Below are 17,561 nucleotides of genomic sequence, written 5' to 3' on the forward strand. Positions count from 1 at the left end.
GGTTTTTGTTTTTTGTATTTAAAAGGTGTTATTTGTTAGCGTATAATCGAGAAACGTATTTGCCAATCACATCAAATTCAAGGTTTATTTTTGTGCCAACTTCAAAGTTTTTGAAATTGGTATGCTCATGTGTATAAGGGATTATGGCTACGCTAAACTGATTTTTTTTAGAATTCACCACGGTTAAGCTTACGCCATTTACGGTAATTGAACCTTTTTCGATAGTGATGTTGCTTAGTTTTTCATCGTATTCAAAGGTGTAAAGCCAGCTTCCATCTGTTTGTTCAGCTGTGATGCAGGCTCCTGTTTGGTCTACGTGTCCTTGTACGATGTGTCCGTCAAGTCTGTCGCCAAGTTTCATCGCTCTTTCTAAGTTAACGGTGTCTCCAACTTTCCAATCGGCTAAATTTGTTTTTTTTATCGTTTCATCTATGGCGGTCACGGTATAAAAAGTATCATTGATAGCAACAACAGTAAGGCAGATTCCGTTATGGGCAACACTTTGATCAATTTGCAGTTCGCTGGTAATCGATGAATTCATCGTTATATGAACATTGCTGTTCTCTTTTTTTATTTCTTGGATGGTGCCAAGGGTTTCTATGATTCCTGTAAACATTTCTTGTTTTATTTTACTAAATTTGCACTTCAAAATTAGCAATAAATAACGTTAGGTCATGATGAAAAAAGCAGAAAATATAATCGTTGGGATTTCTATAGGAGATTTAAACGGTATTGGAAGCGAAGTTGTTTTAAAAACATTCGAGGATTCTCGCATGTTAGAGTTGTGTACTCCTGTTATCTTTGCTAATGTTAAGTTGTTGTCTTTTGTAAAGAAAAGCTTTCAATCGGCTTCTTTATTACATGGAATTGATAAACTGGATCAAATTGTTCCGGGAAAGATTAATGTTCTCAATCTTTGGAGAGAAGGAGTTGATTTGAATCTAGGGGTAAATGATCCTAAGGCAGGTGAATATGCTATAAAATCATTTGTTGCGGCTACCAAAGCTTTGAAAGATGGTCTTGTGGATGTATTGGTTACTGCGCCTATAAATAAGTATAATATTCAATCAGAGGATTTTAAATTTCCTGGACATACGGATTATTTAGATCAAGAACTGGAAGGAAATGCACTTATGTTGATGGTTCAGGATAATTTGAGAGTAGGGCTTTTGACGGATCATATTCCGTTAAGTGAAGTGGCTTCTCATCTTACGGAGGAATTGATTAAAAGAAAAATCGAAACGGTTAAGCAATCATTGATACAGGATTTTAGTATTAATAAGCCAAAAATAGCTGTTTTGGGATTGAATCCGCATTGTGGTGATGGAGGAGTTATTGGTACTGAGGATGATTTGATTATAAAGCCAACATTAAAAAAAATATTTGACAAGGGAACCTTGGTTTTTGGACCTTTCGCAGCTGATGGTTTTTTTGGAAGTAATCAATATGAGAAGTATGATGCTATTATTGCAGCGTATCACGATCAGGGGTTGATTCCTTTCAAAACGTTGTCTTTTGGGAATGGAGTGAATTATACTGCAGGTTTGAATAAAATAAGAACCTCGCCAGATCACGGTACGGCTTATGATATTGCGGGAAAAGGAGTGGCTGATTTTAACTCATTCAAAGAGGCTGTGTATCTGGCAATTGATATTTATCATTCGAGAAATCAATATGCCGAAATCAGTGTGAAGCCATTGAAAACAAAAGAAAAACAGTTGTGAACAAAAAAAAGTGAATAACATTATTAGATTTGCAATAATTTTATATCTTTGCACTCCCGAAGTTTAGGGTCAAAATGTTGTTGAAATGAAGAAGACAAAAGAATTTTTAATACCTTTTATAGGATTAAAGCTAGGAAAACATCATTTTGAGTATCAAATAAATAATTCGTTCTTTGAAATCTTTGATTATAATGAATATCAAGATTCAAATATCAAAGTAAATGTAGTTTTAGAGAAAAAAAGTACGCTGTTAGAATTAAGTTTTAAGCATAAAGGGCTAGTAAATGTGCCTTGTGATTTGACAAGCGAAGATTTTGACTTGCCAATTAAAGGCAAAATGAATTTAATTGTTCGTTTTGGTGAGGAATATAATAATGACAATGAAGAATTGTTGATTTTACCTCATGGGGAGTTTGAAATAGATATTGCACAATATATCTATGAAATGATAGTATTGTCAGTGCCTCTAAGACGAGTTCATCCAGGTGTTAAAGATGGAAGTTTAAAAACGGAAGCTTTGACTAAACTTAATGAACTGATAGTAAAAGAAGTAAAAAAAGAGAATAAACAAGAAGAAAATATTGACCCGCGTTGGGACAAATTAAAGCAACTATTAACGGATAAATAATATAGTAAAATGGCGCATCCTAAGAGAAAAATCTCCAAAACAAGAAGAGATAAAAGAAGAACACATTACAAAGCTACTGTAGCACAGATTGCTACTTGTCCTATCACAGGAGAAGCGCATTTATACCATAGAGCTTACTGGCATGAAGGTAAAATGTATTACAGAGGGCAAGTTGTTATAGATAAATCTGTAGCTGTTGCTTAATACGTTTTGGTAAATGATATTCGAACTCTCACATCGTGAGAGTTTTTTTGTTGTTTATAATTTTCATTAAATAAGAAGTTCCAAATCAATGAGAATGGAATTTTTTTTGTAATTTTCAAGTCTTTTAAAAATTTTTCAAATGGCAACATTTGACAAAAAATAATCGCATACAATGAATACAATTACAGCCGCAATAACCGCTGTTGGAGCCTATGTTCCGGACTTTGTTTTAACTAACAAAGCTCTTGAGGCCATGGTAGAGACCAATGACGAGTGGATAACCTCTCGTACAGGAATAAAAGAAAGAAGAATCCTCAAAGAAGAGGGTAAAGGAACTTCTTTTTTAGCCATAAAAGCTGCACAAGATTTATTAGCTAAAGCCAATATCGATCCTCTAGAAATAGACTTGTTGATAATGGCAACTGCAACGCCAGATATGCCAGTTGCTTCAACAGGTGTATATGTAGCAACCGAAATAGGAGCTTTAAATGCTTTTGCATATGATTTGCAAGCAGCATGTTCCAGTTTCTTATTTGGGATGTCAACGGCAGCAGCTTATATAGAGTCCGGAAGATATAAGAAGGTACTCTTAATTGGTGCTGATAAAATGTCTTCTATCGTAGATTATACGGATAGATCAACTTGTATCATTTTTGGAGACGGAGCTGGAGCAGTATTGTTTGAGCCTAATTATGAAGGATTAGGATTGCAAGACGAATACTTGCGCAGTGATGGAATCGGAAGAGATTTTTTAAAAATTGATGCTGGTGGTTCTCTACTTCCTGCCTCTTACGAAACGGTAAGAGATAATAAACACAATATTATTCAAGACGGAAAAACGGTATTTAAATATGCTGTAACCAATATGGCTGATTCAAGTGAATTAATTCTGAAAAGAAATAATTTGACCAATGAAGATGTAGATTGGTTAGTTCCGCATCAAGCCAACAAACGTATTATCGATGCAACAGCAAATAGAATGAATTTAGAAGATTCTAAAGTACTGATGAATATTGAAAAATACGGAAACACAACTTCTGCGACTTTACCATTAGTCCTTAATGATTTTGAACATTTATTCAAAAAAGGAGATACGATAATTTTAGCTGCTTTTGGAGGAGGATTCACTTGGGGATCTATTTACCTAAAATGGGCATACGATAAAAAATAAATTTAAACTAAAAACAAATAATTATGGATTTAAAAGAAATTCAAAATCTAATCAAGTTTGTAGCAAATTCAGGAGTTGCAGAAGTTAAATTAGAGATGGATGATGTGAAAATTACCATCAGAACAACTTTAGAAGGAAATGTAACTGAAACCACGTATGTTCAACAAATGCCAGCTCAAGCTACACTTCAACAAGCAGTAGCTCCGCAACAAATTGCTCCGGTTGCAGCGGCTCCAGAAGTTCCAGTAGTAGAAAATGCGCACTATATCACCATAAAATCTCCAATCATTGGAACTTTTTATAGAAAACCATCTCCAGACAAACCAATGTTTGTTGAAGTAGGAAAAACAATTTCTAAAGGTGATGTGCTTTGTGTAATTGAAGCCATGAAATTATTTAATGAAATTGAATCTGAAGTTTCTGGTAAAATTGTAAAAATATTAGTTGACGATATGTCACCAGTAGAATTTGACCAACCATTATTCTTAGTAGATCCATCATAAGGAATTATAAATTATGAATTATAAATTATGAATTGGTTTTTATCATCAGTCTTAATTTTAGAAAATTCATAACTCATAACTGATAACTCAAAATAGATGTTTAAAAAAATATTGATTGCCAATAGAGGGGAAATTGCGTTACGCGTAATTAGAACATGCAAGGAAATGGGTATAAAAACAGTAGCTGTTTATTCTACTGCAGATGCCGAAAGTCTACATGTAAAGTTTGCTGACGAAGCGGTTTGTATTGGGCCACCTCCAAGCAACTTGTCCTATTTAAAAATGTCAAATATTATTGCCGCTGCCGAAATTACAAATGCAGATGCAATACATCCGGGATACGGATTCCTTTCTGAAAATTCTAAATTTTCTAAAATTTGTCAAGAACATGGTATCAAATTCATTGGAGCTTCTCCAGAGATGATTGATAGAATGGGGGATAAAGCTTCCGCAAAATCGACTATGATTGAAGCAGGCGTTCCTTGTGTTCCAGGTTCGGTAGGAATTTTAGAATCGTATGACCAAGCCTTACAATTATCGAGAGATTTTGGTTATCCAGTAATGCTTAAAGCAACTGCTGGTGGTGGTGGAAAAGGAATGAGAGCTGTTTGGAAAGAAGAGGAACTGTTGAAAGCTTGGGAAGATGCACGTCAGGAATCTGCGGCAGCCTTTGGAAATGACGGAATGTACCTTGAGAAATTAATCGAAGAGCCACGTCATATCGAGATTCAAATTGTAGGTGATTCTTATGGGAAAGCCTGTCATCTTTCTGAAAGAGATTGTTCCGTTCAAAGACGTCATCAAAAATTAACGGAAGAGACTCCATCTCCATTTATGACAGATGAGTTACGTGAAAAGATGGGTGAAGCAGCTGTAAAAGCAGCCGAATACATCAAATATGAAGGTGCTGGAACGGTAGAATTTTTGGTTGATAAACACCGTAATTTCTACTTTATGGAAATGAATACCCGTATTCAAGTAGAACACCCAATTACGGAGCAGGTTATTGATTATGACTTAATCCGTGAGCAAATTATGGTTGCAGCAGGAATACCTATTTCGGGTAAAAACTACTTGCCACAATTACATGCGATCGAATGCAGAATTAATGCAGAAGATCCTTATAATGATTTCCGTCCTTCTCCAGGAAAAATTACAACATTACATATGCCGGGTGGACATGGAGTTCGTTTAGATACTCATGTGTATTCAGGGTATACTATTCCGCCAAATTACGATTCAATGATTGCAAAACTTATTACTACTGCCCAATCTCGTGAGGAAGCGATTAGTAAAATGAGAAGAGCCTTGGATGAATTTGTAATCGAAGGAATAAAAACTACCATTCCGTTTCATAGACAATTAATGGACGATCCTCGTTATATTGCAGGAGAGTACACTACCGCATTTATGGATACTTTCAAAATGAACGATCCGGAATAAAAAATACTTTTATTTAAGTAAAAACCTTGCAGCGATGCAAGGTTTTTTTGTTTATTATATTTTGAGACTACGCGAAACTGTATAATAATTATACACTTTGCCCCAGTATCTATACATCTTTCATGTGTTTTGAATTCAGTAAATATTTTTAAAACGTTGTTTTTAAATGCATTAACGATGTGGTGCCTTGCTTTAAATGATTGGTATAATTATTTCTTTGTCTTAAGTAACAATAACAAATAAATAATTAAAATTTAAATACTATGAAAAAGTTAATCTTATCAGCAGCAATTCTATTAGGAAGTTTATCAACATTTGCAAGCACTGTTCCTGCAACTAATGAGGTTGTCAAAACAGTATCAATTCAAGAGGAATACACTGAAGTAAAATTAGAAGAGGTTCCTGAAGCAATAAAAGCGGCATTAAAAACGGCTTATCCTAGTGCTGTTCTTGACAAAGCATATGTAAATGCTACCAAAGAATATAAACTAGATGTAACCATTGGGGATAAAAAAGGAAATCTTTTTGTAGATGCAGCTGGGAAATGGATTCAAAAATAAAATTATAATAATCAATTAAAATAAATAGTATGAAAAAGTTAATGATATCAGCAGCAATCGTTTTAGGGAGTTTGTCAGCATTTGCGACTACAGTTTCAAATCAGAATTTTCAAGTTCAATCCTCATTATTTCAAGAAGGATATACTGAAGTAGAAACAGTTCCAGATGCTGTCAAAAAGGCACTGGAAACAGCACATCCAGGAGCAGTTCTTGGAAAAGCATATATAAATGCAAAGAAAGAATACAAATTAGAAATTACAGTTGGAAGCCAGAAAGCTACTGTTTATGCGGATGCCAATGGGAACTGGATAAATAAATAATTTAGGTGAGTTTTTGTTTTTAAAAAGAGAGATTGTTTGTAACAGTCTCTCTTTTTTTGCATAAAATTATGAAAATACAAATTTAATAACTTTATTTTAGCCTTAAAGTTAAAACGTAATGGCTAAGATTTTATTGATTGAAGATGATGTTGCCTTTTGTAAATTATTAGAAAAATTTCTAATAAAAAAATCGTACGATGTAACGGCAGCATTTTCAGGTGCAGAAGCAAAATCCAAAATTAAGAGCAACGAATTCGATTTGGTCATTACGGATTTAAGACTTCCCGATTCTGATGGGATTGCACTTATGTCAGAAATAAAATTGACTCACCCAAATGTTCCTATAATACTAATGACAGGATATTCTGATGTGAGTACAGCTGTGAAAGCTATAAAAAATGGTGCTGCTGATTATATCTCCAAACCATTTAATCCTGAAGAAGTTTTATTAGTTATTACCAATGCTTTGCAAATTTCAAATAACACGGAGTTAAATCAAACTGTCACCGCACCAAAAATTGGAAAACAAAGTGTAAAAAAAGCTACCGGCGAATTCGTTAAAGGGATTTCTAAAGCGTCCCAAAAGCTTGCCGAATACATACAATTAGTTAGTCCGACAAATATGTCGGTTTTAATTATTGGCGAAAGCGGAACTGGAAAAGAAGTCATTGCAAAAAGTATTCATCAAAATAGCTCCAGAAAAAACACTAATTTCATTGCCGTTGACTGTGGTTCCATTCCAAAAGAATTAGCAGCGAGTGAATTTTTTGGGCATATTAAAGGATCTTTTACTGGAGCAATCCAAGATAAAATTGGTTTTTTTGAAGCGGCAAACGGGGGGACTATTTTTCTGGATGAAATAGGTAATCTGTCTTATGAGAATCAAATTCAGCTTTTGAGAGCTTTGCAGGAAAGAAAAATAAAACCCGTAGGTAGTAATAAAGAAATAGAAGTCGATATCAGAATCATTACCGCCACAAATGAAGATTTGCGTGAAGCGGTTAAAAATGGAGATTTCAGGGAAGATTTATACCATAGAATCAACGAATTCTCAATTCATTCCCCGTCATTAGTCGAGAGAAATGAAGATTTAATGATCTTTTCAGATTTTTTTCTTGAAAAGTCAAATCAGGAATTGAATAAAAATGTCATCGGATTTTCTTCTGAAGTCATGACTATTTTTCAAAACTACAGATGGCCAGGAAATCTTCGGGAACTTCAAAATTGTATTAAAAGAGCAACACTTTTATCGCAAGGAGATTTTATTGAAAAAATGGCACTTCCTATGGAGTTTTTTCAAAATGAAGACAAAAAAACAACCGATTTTTCTTTGTTTGAAAATGAGAAAGAAACCATTCTTGAGGCTTTAAATCAAACGAATAACAACAAATCTGAAGCGGCAAAATTGCTTAAAATCAACAGAAAAACATTATATAATAAATTAAATCGTTACGATATTAATTAGTCTAATTCCTTTTGCAAAAGAGTAAAAAGACTGTCAATTTTATCTTTTAACTTCTCAGAATGAATTTTAATTACTGCAATTGTAAAATCGTTCAGCTCTAATTGATCTAATATGGTACTGATTTCGTTGGCTTGAATTTGCTTGAACATTGGCCCCATTTTATGGGCTATATTTTTAATCTCAATAAAATTTTCTGCTGAAACTGCCCGATTTAAATTCCCTAAATTTTCTTTGGTGCTTGTCATAAACGATTCTAAAACCTCAGTTAAAGCCTCTTTTTCATTGGGCAAAAATGATTTCAATGCTTTTAAAGAATAGAGCTTATCAGTTTTTCTAGAATCGATTCTGTTTTTCAATCCAATAGGAATTTCGTCATTATTCAAGATTGCTTTTATAATTTTAAGTAGTGTTTTGGGCGAATATGGTTTTCTGACAACGGTTGTAAATCCGGCTTTTCTATAATTCTCTAAATCCAAATCACTTTTTCCGGTTACCGCTATTACGGGTTGTTTTTGATAATTAGAGTCGGGTGTGTTTTGGAGTTCTTTTAAAAATGAAAAACCATCCATAACCGGCATTTGAATATCCGTAATTATGAAATCAAAAGTGTTGTTTTTGATCCAATGAAGTGCTTCGCTCGCATTGTTAAATGGAATTACATTGAAGCGATGCTGTTTTAAAACTTCTGTTGTCAATTTTAATAAACTCTCGTCATCATCAATAATTATTGCGGTAAATTCTTCTTCTGATGGATTGTTATTTGATTCTTTTTGAATCGCATCGTCAAATTGTAATGGGATTTGGATCTGAAAAATACTTCCTTTGTTCAGGTCGCTTTTTAAACTTAATTCACCACCTAAAATAGCCGTCATTTTTTTAGAGATGGTAAGTCCTAAACCCGTTCCGCCATATTTTTTTTCAATATTTTCATCGGCTTGTGTGAATTCTTCAAAAATTAATTGTTGATTTTTTTCTTCTATTCCAATGCCGGAATCTTCAATTAGGATAATTATTGTATTCGTTTCTGAATGAACTTTGGCTTCAATTTTTATGAATCCTTTCTCCGTAAATTTGAAAGCATTTCCAATAATGTTAGACAATATTTGTCTTAGTCGAAATGGATCTCCAATGATTCTTTTTTTAAGATTAGGATCAATTTCTATAATCAGTTCAATTTGTTTTTGCGTATAAACGGATTGAATACTATTTCCGACTTCGTTAATGATGTCGTATAACGAAAATGGAATTTTTTCTATGGTAATTTTTCCAGCTTCAATTTGAGTAAAATCTAATAAATCCTGTACTAATTGTGAAATGTAATCGGAGGATCCTTTGATGTTTTTAGTAAAATACAATTGTTTGGTATTTAAGTCAGAATTCCCCAGCAGTTCCGTGTAACCAACAATAGTGCTCAATGGTGTTTTTAAGTCGTGGCTTACTGTCGAAATAAGTTGTTCTCTGCTCGTTAAGAGTTTTTTTGTTTTTGAATTTGCTACCTCCAGTTGTTTTTTATAGGATTGGGTTTTGGAGTAATCATTTAAAATAATAATCAAAAAGAACAAGGTCAGCAACAATCCAATTATTGCGGCTGTGGTAACAATTTGGTTTGTTTTTTTTAGGGAATTTTCTCGGTCTGAATAGCTTTTGGTTGTGTTTATAATAATTTCGCGTTCGATAATATTGAGTACTTTTCTTAATTGGTCGGATATCGAAAGTTCATTTTGCAGCAGTTTATTTTCTTCCTGATTTAATAATTGTTTCTTTTTAGCGGTTTCTTTTTTTACGTCATTCAGCAAATTTTTGGAAGCCATTAAAATAGAATCCGAAGCTTTTTTACTTAATGTATTGGTGCTGTCATCGGGAATGTTTTGATTCAAATAAGCCACATACTTTTTAAGTACATTTCGCTGGTATTGCCCCATTTCCGAAGGGTATTTTACAAAATCTTCCAATTGAAGTTTTCGCAACGAAGACTCCATTTTTGTCAAATCATCAATAGCGTTTTTTACAGAAGTTTCGTCTTCGGTTTTGTTTTTTATCGTTTTTAGTTGCTGTATGTTTTTAGTTTTTTTGGACAATAAATATTTAACACTATCCAATAAAGTGATTTGATAGGGAGTAGAAACCAGTAGTTTTAAAGAATCAATATCTGATTTTAAAGATGCAGTTTTGTTAATGTAATTTTTAAAATCTTCCTCTGATTCTGTTTGAATTGCGATTCGGGCTAAACTTTCCGTTTTATGCATGTTGGATAGTAAGTTGCTCACTTTCAAAATAGTGCTGCTTTCCTCAGTAATTCTATTTTCAGTTTTAGAAAAGCTCTTATTTTCAGTATATAAAAACCAGCCTACGCTTACAAAAAGTAACGCCAGCACTAGGTAACTTATGAAAACTTTTATCGGAATATAACTTTTTTTACTGTCCATTTTTCAAAGATAAAAATTACAAAAGCGTTTAAAGTTAAGTTATTCAAAATGTTTTTGATACAAACAAAAAACCCCACTGGAATGTGAGGTTTTATTTTCTTTAAGTTTTAGTTTACAAGGTTTCTTTCAACCATTTGAAAAATTCACTTTGCCAAACCTGAGCATTCTGAGGTTTTAATACCCAATGATTTTCTTCTGGGAAATACAAGAATCTACTTTTTACTCCTCGTAGTTGTGCCGCTTGAAAAGCTTCTTGTCCTTGTCCAGTAGGTACACGAAAATCTTTTCCGCCTTGAATAATTAAAATAGGTGTATTCCATTTTTCTACCAGCGTCATTGGATTGAATTTTGTGTAAGCTTTTTGTGCAACAGCATTGTCTTTTTCCCAATAGGCGCCGCCAAAATCCCAGTTCGTAAAGAAAACTTCTTCTGTAGTTCCATACATACTTTGTGTATTAAAAATACCATCATGGGCAATGAACGTTTTGAATCGATTGTTGTGCATTCCGGCTAAATAGAAAACAGAATACCCACCGTAACTGGCGCCAACACATCCTAAACGTGTCGCGTCAACATATTTCTCCTTCGTCACATCATCAATCGCCGATAGGTAATCATCAATTACTTGTCCGCCCCAGTCTTTGCTGACTTGCTCATTCCATTCCACGCCATGACCTTGCATGCCGCGACGGTTTGGAGCAACAACAATATAACCATTAGCAGCCATCAACTGTAAATTCCATCGGTAGGAATAAAATTGTGTCAATGGAGATTGTGGTCCACCTTGACAATACAAAAGCGTTGGGTATTTTTTTGAAGCATCGAAATTAGGAGGAAGAACGACCCAAACTAACATTTTTTTGCCGTCCGTAGTAGTTACATATCTTCTTTCTGTTTTGCTTAACGCCAAAGAATTATAAGTTGCCGAATTGACATTCGATACTTGTTTCCAAGTATTTTTCTTTAAATTATAGGAAAAAATTTCCGCCGCATGATTCATATCAGTTCTCGTTACAATAATGTTGTCACCAGAAAAACCAACTAAATCATTGACATCAAATTCTCCGGTAGTAATTTGGCGAACGGTAATTGCTATTTTGGTAAGACCTGGAAAATTAACTTCAAATAATTGTTTTGTACCGTCTATCGGTGCCACAAAATAGATTTTTTTCCCGTCACCACTCCATATAAAGTGATCAACTGTTCCGTCCCAATTGGCCGTTAAGTTCATTTTCATTCCTTTGAAACTCACCATCAGGTCATTTTTATCGGCTTCATAACCGTCTCGTTTCATTTGCAACCAAGTCAAATTTCCTGTAGGAGAAAATTGTGGGGCGGTATCATATCCGAGGTTTTCCTCAGTTTTATTGCTAGTTTTTCCCGTTTCCAAATTGTATTCGAAAATATTGGTGTTGGTAGAAACAGCATAATCCGTTCCTGCTTTTTTCTTGCTTATGTAAAGGATACTTTTGCTGTCTGGCGACCAAATATAATCTTCGTCTCCACCAAAAGGTTTTTGTGGGCTGTCGAAATTTTCGCCTTTCAGAATGTCAATTCCCGTTGCACCTTCTTTATTTTCTTTGTAAAAAACATGGTTGTATTTGCCTTCGTTCCAAGTGTCCCAATGACGATAATTCAATCCGTCGTAGATTTGAACGTCTGATTTTTCCAGTTCCGGATAAAAATCTTTTCCGTGAATTTTTTCGATTTTTACTTCTTCATTGTAAACGATATATTTCCCGTCTGGAGAAGTATTTTTATCTTTTAATAGGGCTGCGGTATCTTTTACTTCGGTTGGATTTCCACCATTTACGGGCAAAGTGTAGAATTTTGTATCCGATTTGTTTTCTTGAACAGAAGGAGTTGTTACTTTGTAAACTACATTCTTTCCATCTTTGGAAATGCCTAAAGGAGTTACTCTTCCTAATTTCCAAAGCAGCTCTGGAGTCATTACATTTTGTGCCATAGCATTTAAACTCATCATTAATAAAGGAATAAGCAGTATTTTTTTCATTTTAATAATTGATTTTTTCAAGCTATAAAATTAGCCAATTTAATTTGATGTTTTTTCGTTTTTAACACTTGCTTTTTAGCCCCGATAACAGTGGAAATCCTTTTATTTTTTTCTTTATAAAATAAAAGATTACTTCACACTACTTTTATTTTAATTGGAGTTCAGTGAATTTATTTGCAACGGATAGCGGGATTAGCTCCAAAAAATTATTATTTTTATGAAAAATATCTAAACATGGATTTGAGCTATTGGGAGTTAAAAAACTGGTTTACTGATGTAGATTATACCATCGTAGGAAGCGGTATTGTAGGCTTACATGCTGCATTACGCTTGCGCGAAAGATTCCCGGAAAGCAAAATTCTAGTGTTGGAAAAAGGAATATTACCGCAAGGAGCGAGTACTAAAAATGCCGGTTTTGCGTGTTTCGGAAGCCTCTCAGAAATCATAGATGATTTGAAATCCCATTCGGAAGAAGAAGTGATTCATCTTGTTCAAAAACGATGGAAAGGCTTGCAATTGTTACGAAAAAGACTCGGTGATGATACGATAGATTTCAAACCGTATGGCGGTTATGAGTTGTTTTTAAAAGACGACGAAAGTTGTTACAGTGAGTGTGTCGGGAAATTACCGTTTATCAATGAAATTTTAAGACCACTTTTCAAAGCGGATGTTTTTGCCAAGGAAGTAGACCGTTTTGGGTTCAACGGCATACAGGAATATTTGGTTTTCAATCCTTTTGAAGCACAAATAGATACCGGAAATATGATGCAGGCGTTGTTGAAAGAAGCGGTTTCTAAAAATATTTTAATTTTAAACCAACAAACTGTTACCTCTTATTTCGACAAAGGGAATGGAGTGGAAGTGGCTCTTGGCGATTTCAGTTTTAGTACCCAAAAAATATTGTTTGCTACGAACGGTTTTGCCCATACATTGACAAATGGAGCCGTAAAACCAGCAAGAGCACAGGTTTTAATTACGGAGCCTATTAAAAATTTAGACATAAAAGGGACTTTTCACTTAGATAGAGGGTATTATTATTTCAGGAATATTGGGGATAGAATACTACTGGGCGGAGGAAGAAACCTGGATTTTGAGACGGAGAACACAGCAGAATTTGGGCAAACAGAAATCGTCCAAAAAAAATTGGAACAATTATTAAAAGAAGTAATTTTGCCTCATCAGGATTTCCAAATTGCACACCGTTGGAGTGGCATCATGGGTATTGGCAACAGCAAAAGTCCCATTGTTTCACAACTGTCCGAGAATGTCTATTGTGGCGTACGATTGGGCGGAATGGGAGTAGCAATAGGAAGTTTAATTGGAACAGAATTAGCAGATTTAGTATAATGGCAACGAAAATAACACCAAGAAAATCAAGACAACCCGTTAAAAAAGAATCCACCTCTTTTATGAGCAAACTAACCCGTTTTTTATTCAAAGCATTGTTATGGTTCTTTGGACTCTCTTTGTTTTTTGTGGTACTTTTTAAATTTGTTCCGGTTCCGTTTACGCCTTTAATGGTGATTCGGGCGATTGAAAACAAAGCTACCGGGAAAGAAGTTTTTTTCAGCCATGACTGGGAACCTATTGAAAACATCTCGATGAATCTTCAAAAAGCCGTAATCGCCAGTGAAGATGGAACGTTCCTGAAACACAATGGTTTTGATTTTGTCGCAATGCAAAAAGCGTATAAAAGCAATGAAAGAGGCCGAAGAATAAAGGGTGGAAGTACCATATCACAACAAACAGCCAAGAATGTTTTCCTTTGGCAAGGCCGCAGTTATTTGAGAAAAGGACTTGAAGCGTATTTTACGGTTCTGATTGAAATTATTTGGGGAAAAGAACGCATCATGGAAGTGTACTTGAACAGTATCGAAATGGGAAATGGTGTGTATGGAGCACAGGCAGCCGCAGAACATTGGTATCGAAAAGGAGCTTCCAGTCTCACGCCGATGCAGGCCGCAGGTATTGCCGCAATATTACCTAATCCAAGAAAATATTCGGCGACCAGTTCTTCTTCGTATATCAACAGACGAAAAGCTAAAATCGTTCGTGTGATGCGACAAGTAGGGAAAATAGACTATTCAAAATAGTTTTTCTTACCTCAGAAACACAATCAAACAATTTCTGAAAATAAAAAACCGTAAACTCTTAATTAAAAGATTTTACGGTTTTATTTTGTGGAGAATATCGGATTCGAACCGATCACCTCTTGCCTGCCAGGCAAGCGCTCTAGCCAAATGAGCTAATCCCCCAAACTAGAGCGCAAATATAACATATAAATTTCCCAAAAAGCAAATTTCAAAAAGCAAATCCATTCTATTTGAAAAAAAGCCAAATCCTCCTTTACTTTTTTTAACTTTACATCAAAATCCCCGCTATGGTATCAGAAAACCCAACAGGTTCGCTCCTCACAACAATCGAAAATAAAATCGCAACCGTTACATTTGGTCACCCTTCGAGTAATTCTTTTCCAAGAGAATTGTTGGATCGTTTAACGAATGAGTTCATTATTTTGAGCACGAATCCAGCCGTTTCGGTGATTGTTATTCAAAGCGAAGGCTCGGGAGCTTTTTGTGCAGGAGCTTCTTTTGATGAACTTTTGGCTGTTTCTGATGAAGCAGCAGGAACCCAGTTTTTCTCCGGATTTGCGCATTTAATCAATGCAATGCGTTCGTGTTCCAAGCTTATTGTTGGTCGCGTTCACGGAAAAGCAGTTGGCGGCGGCGTAGGAATTGCTTCCGCTTGTGATTATACATTGGCGACAAAAAACGCATCAATAAAACTATCGGAATTGGCAATCGGAATAGGTCCCTTTGTGATAGAACCTGTAGTTTCCAAGAAAATCGGTAAGACGGCAATGGCCGAAATGACGCTCGCAGCCCACGAATGGAAAACCGCTGATTGGGCTGCAGCCAAAGGATTGTACGCCAATACTTTTGAAACCATCGAAGCGCTCGATGCCGCAATAGCTGATTTCAGCGCTAAATTATCCAGTTATAATCCCGAAGCTTTACACGAAATGAAAAAGGTTTTGTGGGACGGAACGCAACATTGGGATACATTGTTGTTGGAGCGCGCCGCGATTTCGGGTAAATTGGTGTTGTCTGATTTTACCAGAAAAGCGTTGTCCCAATTCAAAAAGTAATTTTTTCAGGATTTATTCTGAATTTATTTCAGGAGCTATTTCCTGCTGTTCACTATATCTTTTTATAAGGTGAAGAAAAATCACCTTATAAAAAGGATGCCGTTTCCATCAGGGCTAGAACATTTGGGAATTATCAAATTCAGATTACAAACAAAATAATTCCATCCTATCTCCCTCCCTTTTGGGGAGGGTTGGGGAGGGGAAAGATTTACATCTCATTTCTCATATCAATTTGCTAAATTTGCATCAAAATTAAACTCCGATGAGCAATATCAGAATTACAAAACAATTTAGTTTCGAAACCGGACACGCCTTATATGGCTATGACGGGAAATGTAAAAATGTGCACGGACATAGTTATAAATTGTCAGTAACGGTGATTGGAACTCCAATTACGGATCGTTCCAATGTGAAATTTGGAATGGTGATTGACTTTACGGATTTAAAGAAAATTGTAAAAGAAGAAATTGTAGATCAATTTGACCATGCGACTGTTTTCAACGGAACAACGCCGCATATCGAATTGGCAAACGAATTAATGAGCCGCGGACACCACGTTATTTTGGTAGATTACCAACCAACAAGCGAAAATATGGTAGTTGATTTTTCTCAAAGAATCATCAGAAGATTACCGGAAGGAATTACTCTTTTTTCCTTAAAACTACAAGAAACCGAATCTTCTTTTGCAGAATGGTTTGCCAGTGATAATATGAAATCCATACTGTAACTTCATGCAATTACCCAATAACAAAAAAATATATTTCGCCTCCGATCAGCATTTTGGAGCACCAACACCCGAATTGAGTTTTCCGAGAGAACAAAAATTTGTGGCTTGGCTCGATGAGGTAAAAGGCGATGCCGAAGCTATCTTTCTATTGGGTGATTTATTTGATTTTTGGTTCGAATACAAAACCGTAGTACCAAAAGGCTTTATTCGTATTTTAGGCAAACTCGCCGAAATCCGAGACAGCGGAATTCCTGTTTATTTTTTCGTGGGAAACCATGATTTATGGATGGAAGATTATTTCCAGAAAGAACTGAATATTCCCGTATTTCATGACAATCAAGAATACACTTTTGGGGATAAAACATTCCTTATTGGCCACGGTGACGGAAAAGGTCCTGGCGATTTAGGATACAAACGCATGAAAAAGATATTTACAAATCCGTTTTTTAAATGGCTTTTTAGATGGCTTCATCCGGATATTGGTGTGAAATTGGCACAATACCTTTCCGTAAAAAACAAACTTATTTCTGGTGATGAAGATGTGACTTTTCTTGGCGAAGACAACGAATGGCTTATCCTTTATTCCAAAAGAAAACTAGAAACCAAACACTACAATTACTTTATTTTCGGACACCGTCATTTGCCTATGAAAGTAACCGTAGGAGAAAATGCCGAGTATGTGAATCTGGGTGATTGGATTACGTATTTTACCTATGGCGTTTTTGATGGCGAGACTTTTGAGATTAAAAAGTATTAAGCCCTAATTCATTCCCTCTCCATACAAATATTCATCCAGATTTATTTTAAACAAAGTACCTTCCACCAAGTCTTTTACGGCATCTAATTCTTCCATGGAAACGGCTAAATCAATTTGGGAACAAGGTGTTTTTAGTAAAAATTTGTGGCATTTATTTTTTAGTGCACAATCGTCGCAGCATTTATTTTGGATATAGCTGTCCTCAATACAGCGCTTAAATAGTTGCAGTTCCTGTTGGGTAAAATAAAAACCCATTTCTCTAAAAACCAGTTGGACTTTGTCCAATACAATGCCATTATCCTTTCTCCAGTAAAAAGAAGTACCTAAATTGTTATGATATATTTGTTTTATTTCTTGCATGTGTCATCAGTTTGAAACAAATATAAGTATTATTTATATTTGTTCTAAATAATAAAACATAAAAAAGGCATAAAAAAGTCGGTAAGTAATCTTGAGATTATTTTACCGACT

At 35.0% G+C, this 17,561-nt stretch carries 18 protein-coding genes and 1 tRNA gene; 14 read left to right on the forward strand and 5 right to left on the reverse strand.

Going from position 1 to position 17,561, the window contains the following annotated elements:
* Positions 1–28 precede the first annotated feature (28 nt).
* A complete protein-coding gene (locus QLS97_RS03375; RefSeq protein ID WP_282714254.1) occupies positions 29–616 on the reverse strand; it encodes a riboflavin synthase in 588 nt (195 codons plus the stop codon).
* Positions 617–674: 58 nt separating this feature from the next.
* Here QLS97_RS03375 and pdxA point away from each other — a divergent pair, with 58 nt between their 5' ends.
* The 9 genes from pdxA to QLS97_RS03420 all read left to right on the forward strand — a co-directional run bounded on the left by pdxA (position 675) and on the right by QLS97_RS03420 (position 8,018).
* Positions 675–1,724 (forward strand): 4-hydroxythreonine-4-phosphate dehydrogenase PdxA, encoded by a 1,050-nt coding sequence (gene pdxA / locus QLS97_RS03380; RefSeq protein ID WP_282714255.1) that lies wholly within the window; start codon positions 675–677, stop codon positions 1,722–1,724.
* 85 nt (positions 1,725–1,809) lie between these two features.
* Positions 1,810–2,352 carry a YceD family protein gene (locus QLS97_RS03385; protein WP_282714256.1) on the forward strand — a complete coding sequence of 181 codons (543 nt, stop codon included), beginning with the start codon at positions 1,810–1,812 and terminating at the stop codon, positions 2,350–2,352.
* A gap of 9 nt (positions 2,353–2,361) precedes the next feature.
* A complete protein-coding gene (rpmF, locus tag QLS97_RS03390; RefSeq protein ID WP_007137315.1) occupies positions 2,362–2,556 on the forward strand; it encodes a 50S ribosomal protein L32 in 195 nt (64 codons plus the stop codon).
* Positions 2,557–2,728: 172 nt separating this feature from the next.
* Entirely contained in the window at positions 2,729–3,727 is a 999-nt protein-coding gene (locus QLS97_RS03395) for a beta-ketoacyl-ACP synthase III (RefSeq protein ID WP_282714257.1), read from the forward strand.
* Positions 3,728–3,750: 23 nt separating this feature from the next.
* Entirely contained in the window at positions 3,751–4,230 is a 480-nt protein-coding gene (accB, locus tag QLS97_RS03400; RefSeq protein ID WP_131914828.1) for an acetyl-CoA carboxylase biotin carboxyl carrier protein, read from the forward strand.
* A 96-nt stretch (positions 4,231–4,326) separates the two neighbouring features.
* Complete coding sequence (accC, locus tag QLS97_RS03405; RefSeq protein ID WP_282714258.1) at positions 4,327–5,673, forward strand: acetyl-CoA carboxylase biotin carboxylase subunit; 1,347 nt, start codon at positions 4,327–4,329, stop codon at positions 5,671–5,673.
* Positions 5,674–5,936: 263 nt separating this feature from the next.
* Positions 5,937–6,233 carry a hypothetical protein gene (locus QLS97_RS03410; protein ID WP_282714259.1) on the forward strand — a complete coding sequence of 99 codons (297 nt, stop codon included), beginning with the start codon at positions 5,937–5,939 and terminating at the stop codon, positions 6,231–6,233.
* A gap of 29 nt (positions 6,234–6,262) precedes the next feature.
* A complete protein-coding gene (locus QLS97_RS03415; protein WP_282714260.1) occupies positions 6,263–6,553 on the forward strand; it encodes a hypothetical protein in 291 nt (96 codons plus the stop codon).
* A 118-nt stretch (positions 6,554–6,671) separates the two neighbouring features.
* Positions 6,672–8,018, forward strand: coding sequence for a sigma-54-dependent transcriptional regulator (locus QLS97_RS03420; protein WP_282714261.1), 1,347 nt, complete (start codon positions 6,672–6,674; stop codon positions 8,016–8,018).
* On the opposite strand, the gene QLS97_RS03425 is transcribed toward QLS97_RS03420, so the two are convergent.
* Positions 8,015–10,444 carry an ATP-binding protein gene (locus QLS97_RS03425; protein ID WP_282714262.1) on the reverse strand — a complete coding sequence of 810 codons (2,430 nt, stop codon included), beginning with the start codon at positions 10,442–10,444 and terminating at the stop codon, positions 8,015–8,017. The two genes, QLS97_RS03420 and QLS97_RS03425, sit on opposite strands and share 4 nt — an antisense overlap.
* A 112-nt stretch (positions 10,445–10,556) precedes the next feature.
* Positions 10,557–12,458, reverse strand: a complete 1,902-nt coding sequence (locus QLS97_RS03430) for a S9 family peptidase (RefSeq protein ID WP_282714263.1) — start codon at positions 12,456–12,458, stop codon at positions 10,557–10,559.
* Positions 12,459–12,692: 234 nt separating this feature from the next.
* Here QLS97_RS03430 and QLS97_RS03435 point away from each other — a divergent pair, with 234 nt between their 5' ends.
* Together QLS97_RS03435 and mtgA are read left to right on the forward strand one after the other, a co-directional pair.
* A complete protein-coding gene (locus tag QLS97_RS03435) occupies positions 12,693–13,805 on the forward strand; it encodes an NAD(P)/FAD-dependent oxidoreductase (protein WP_282714264.1) in 1,113 nt (370 codons plus the stop codon).
* Positions 13,805–14,551 (forward strand): monofunctional biosynthetic peptidoglycan transglycosylase, encoded by a 747-nt coding sequence (gene mtgA / locus QLS97_RS03440; protein ID WP_282714265.1) that lies wholly within the window; start codon positions 13,805–13,807, stop codon positions 14,549–14,551. Before QLS97_RS03435 ends, mtgA begins: the two co-directional genes overlap by 1 nt.
* Positions 14,552–14,639: 88 nt before the next feature.
* On the opposite strand, the gene QLS97_RS03445 is transcribed toward mtgA, so the two are convergent.
* A tRNA-Ala gene (locus QLS97_RS03445) sits at positions 14,640–14,713 on the reverse strand.
* A 125-nt stretch (positions 14,714–14,838) separates the two neighbouring features.
* Here QLS97_RS03445 and QLS97_RS03450 point away from each other — a divergent pair.
* The 3 genes from QLS97_RS03450 (at position 14,839) to QLS97_RS03460 (ending at position 17,090) form a co-directional block, all read left to right on the forward strand.
* Positions 14,839–15,606 (forward strand): enoyl-CoA hydratase/isomerase family protein, encoded by a 768-nt coding sequence (locus QLS97_RS03450; RefSeq protein ID WP_282714266.1) that lies wholly within the window; start codon positions 14,839–14,841, stop codon positions 15,604–15,606.
* Positions 15,607–15,868: 262 nt separating this feature from the next.
* Positions 15,869–16,333 (forward strand): 6-pyruvoyl trahydropterin synthase family protein, encoded by a 465-nt coding sequence (locus tag QLS97_RS03455; protein WP_282714267.1) that lies wholly within the window; start codon positions 15,869–15,871, stop codon positions 16,331–16,333.
* A gap of 4 nt (positions 16,334–16,337) precedes the next feature.
* A complete protein-coding gene (locus QLS97_RS03460) occupies positions 16,338–17,090 on the forward strand; it encodes a UDP-2,3-diacylglucosamine diphosphatase (protein WP_282714268.1) in 753 nt (250 codons plus the stop codon).
* 3 nt (positions 17,091–17,093) lie between these two features.
* Here the strand turns inward: QLS97_RS03460 and QLS97_RS03465 are convergent, their stop codons facing one another.
* Positions 17,094–17,450: a hypothetical protein gene (locus QLS97_RS03465; protein ID WP_282714269.1), complete on the reverse strand. Its 357-nt coding sequence runs from the start codon at positions 17,448–17,450 to the stop codon at positions 17,094–17,096.
* Between the last annotated feature and the right edge of the window lie 111 nt (positions 17,451–17,561).

Source organism: Flavobacterium yafengii (genome assembly GCF_030010375.1).
Classification (GTDB): Bacteria; Bacteroidota; Bacteroidia; order Flavobacteriales; family Flavobacteriaceae; genus Flavobacterium; species Flavobacterium yafengii.

Coding starts and splice junctions, on each gene's coding strand:
- QLS97_RS03375 (WP_282714254.1), bottom strand. CDS start 616: ATGTTTACAGGAATCATAGAAACCCTTGGCACCATCCAAGAAATAAAA.
- pdxA (WP_282714255.1), top strand. CDS start 675: ATGATGAAAAAAGCAGAAAATATAATCGTTGGGATTTCTATAGGAGAT.
- QLS97_RS03385 (WP_282714256.1), top strand. CDS start 1,810: ATGAAGAAGACAAAAGAATTTTTAATACCTTTTATAGGATTAAAGCTA.
- rpmF (WP_007137315.1), top strand. CDS start 2,362: ATGGCGCATCCTAAGAGAAAAATCTCCAAAACAAGAAGAGATAAAAGA.
- QLS97_RS03395 (WP_282714257.1), top strand. CDS start 2,729: ATGAATACAATTACAGCCGCAATAACCGCTGTTGGAGCCTATGTTCCG.
- accB (WP_131914828.1), top strand. CDS start 3,751: ATGGATTTAAAAGAAATTCAAAATCTAATCAAGTTTGTAGCAAATTCA.
- accC (WP_282714258.1), top strand. CDS start 4,327: ATGTTTAAAAAAATATTGATTGCCAATAGAGGGGAAATTGCGTTACGC.
- QLS97_RS03410 (WP_282714259.1), top strand. CDS start 5,937: ATGAAAAAGTTAATCTTATCAGCAGCAATTCTATTAGGAAGTTTATCA.
- QLS97_RS03415 (WP_282714260.1), top strand. CDS start 6,263: ATGAAAAAGTTAATGATATCAGCAGCAATCGTTTTAGGGAGTTTGTCA.
- QLS97_RS03420 (WP_282714261.1), top strand. CDS start 6,672: ATGGCTAAGATTTTATTGATTGAAGATGATGTTGCCTTTTGTAAATTA.
- QLS97_RS03425 (WP_282714262.1), bottom strand. CDS start 10,444: ATGGACAGTAAAAAAAGTTATATTCCGATAAAAGTTTTCATAAGTTAC.
- QLS97_RS03430 (WP_282714263.1), bottom strand. CDS start 12,458: ATGAAAAAAATACTGCTTATTCCTTTATTAATGATGAGTTTAAATGCT.
- QLS97_RS03435 (WP_282714264.1), top strand. CDS start 12,693: ATGGATTTGAGCTATTGGGAGTTAAAAAACTGGTTTACTGATGTAGAT.
- mtgA (WP_282714265.1), top strand. CDS start 13,805: ATGGCAACGAAAATAACACCAAGAAAATCAAGACAACCCGTTAAAAAA.
- QLS97_RS03450 (WP_282714266.1), top strand. CDS start 14,839: ATGGTATCAGAAAACCCAACAGGTTCGCTCCTCACAACAATCGAAAAT.
- QLS97_RS03455 (WP_282714267.1), top strand. CDS start 15,869: ATGAGCAATATCAGAATTACAAAACAATTTAGTTTCGAAACCGGACAC.
- QLS97_RS03460 (WP_282714268.1), top strand. CDS start 16,338: ATGCAATTACCCAATAACAAAAAAATATATTTCGCCTCCGATCAGCAT.
- QLS97_RS03465 (WP_282714269.1), bottom strand. CDS start 17,450: ATGCAAGAAATAAAACAAATATATCATAACAATTTAGGTACTTCTTTT.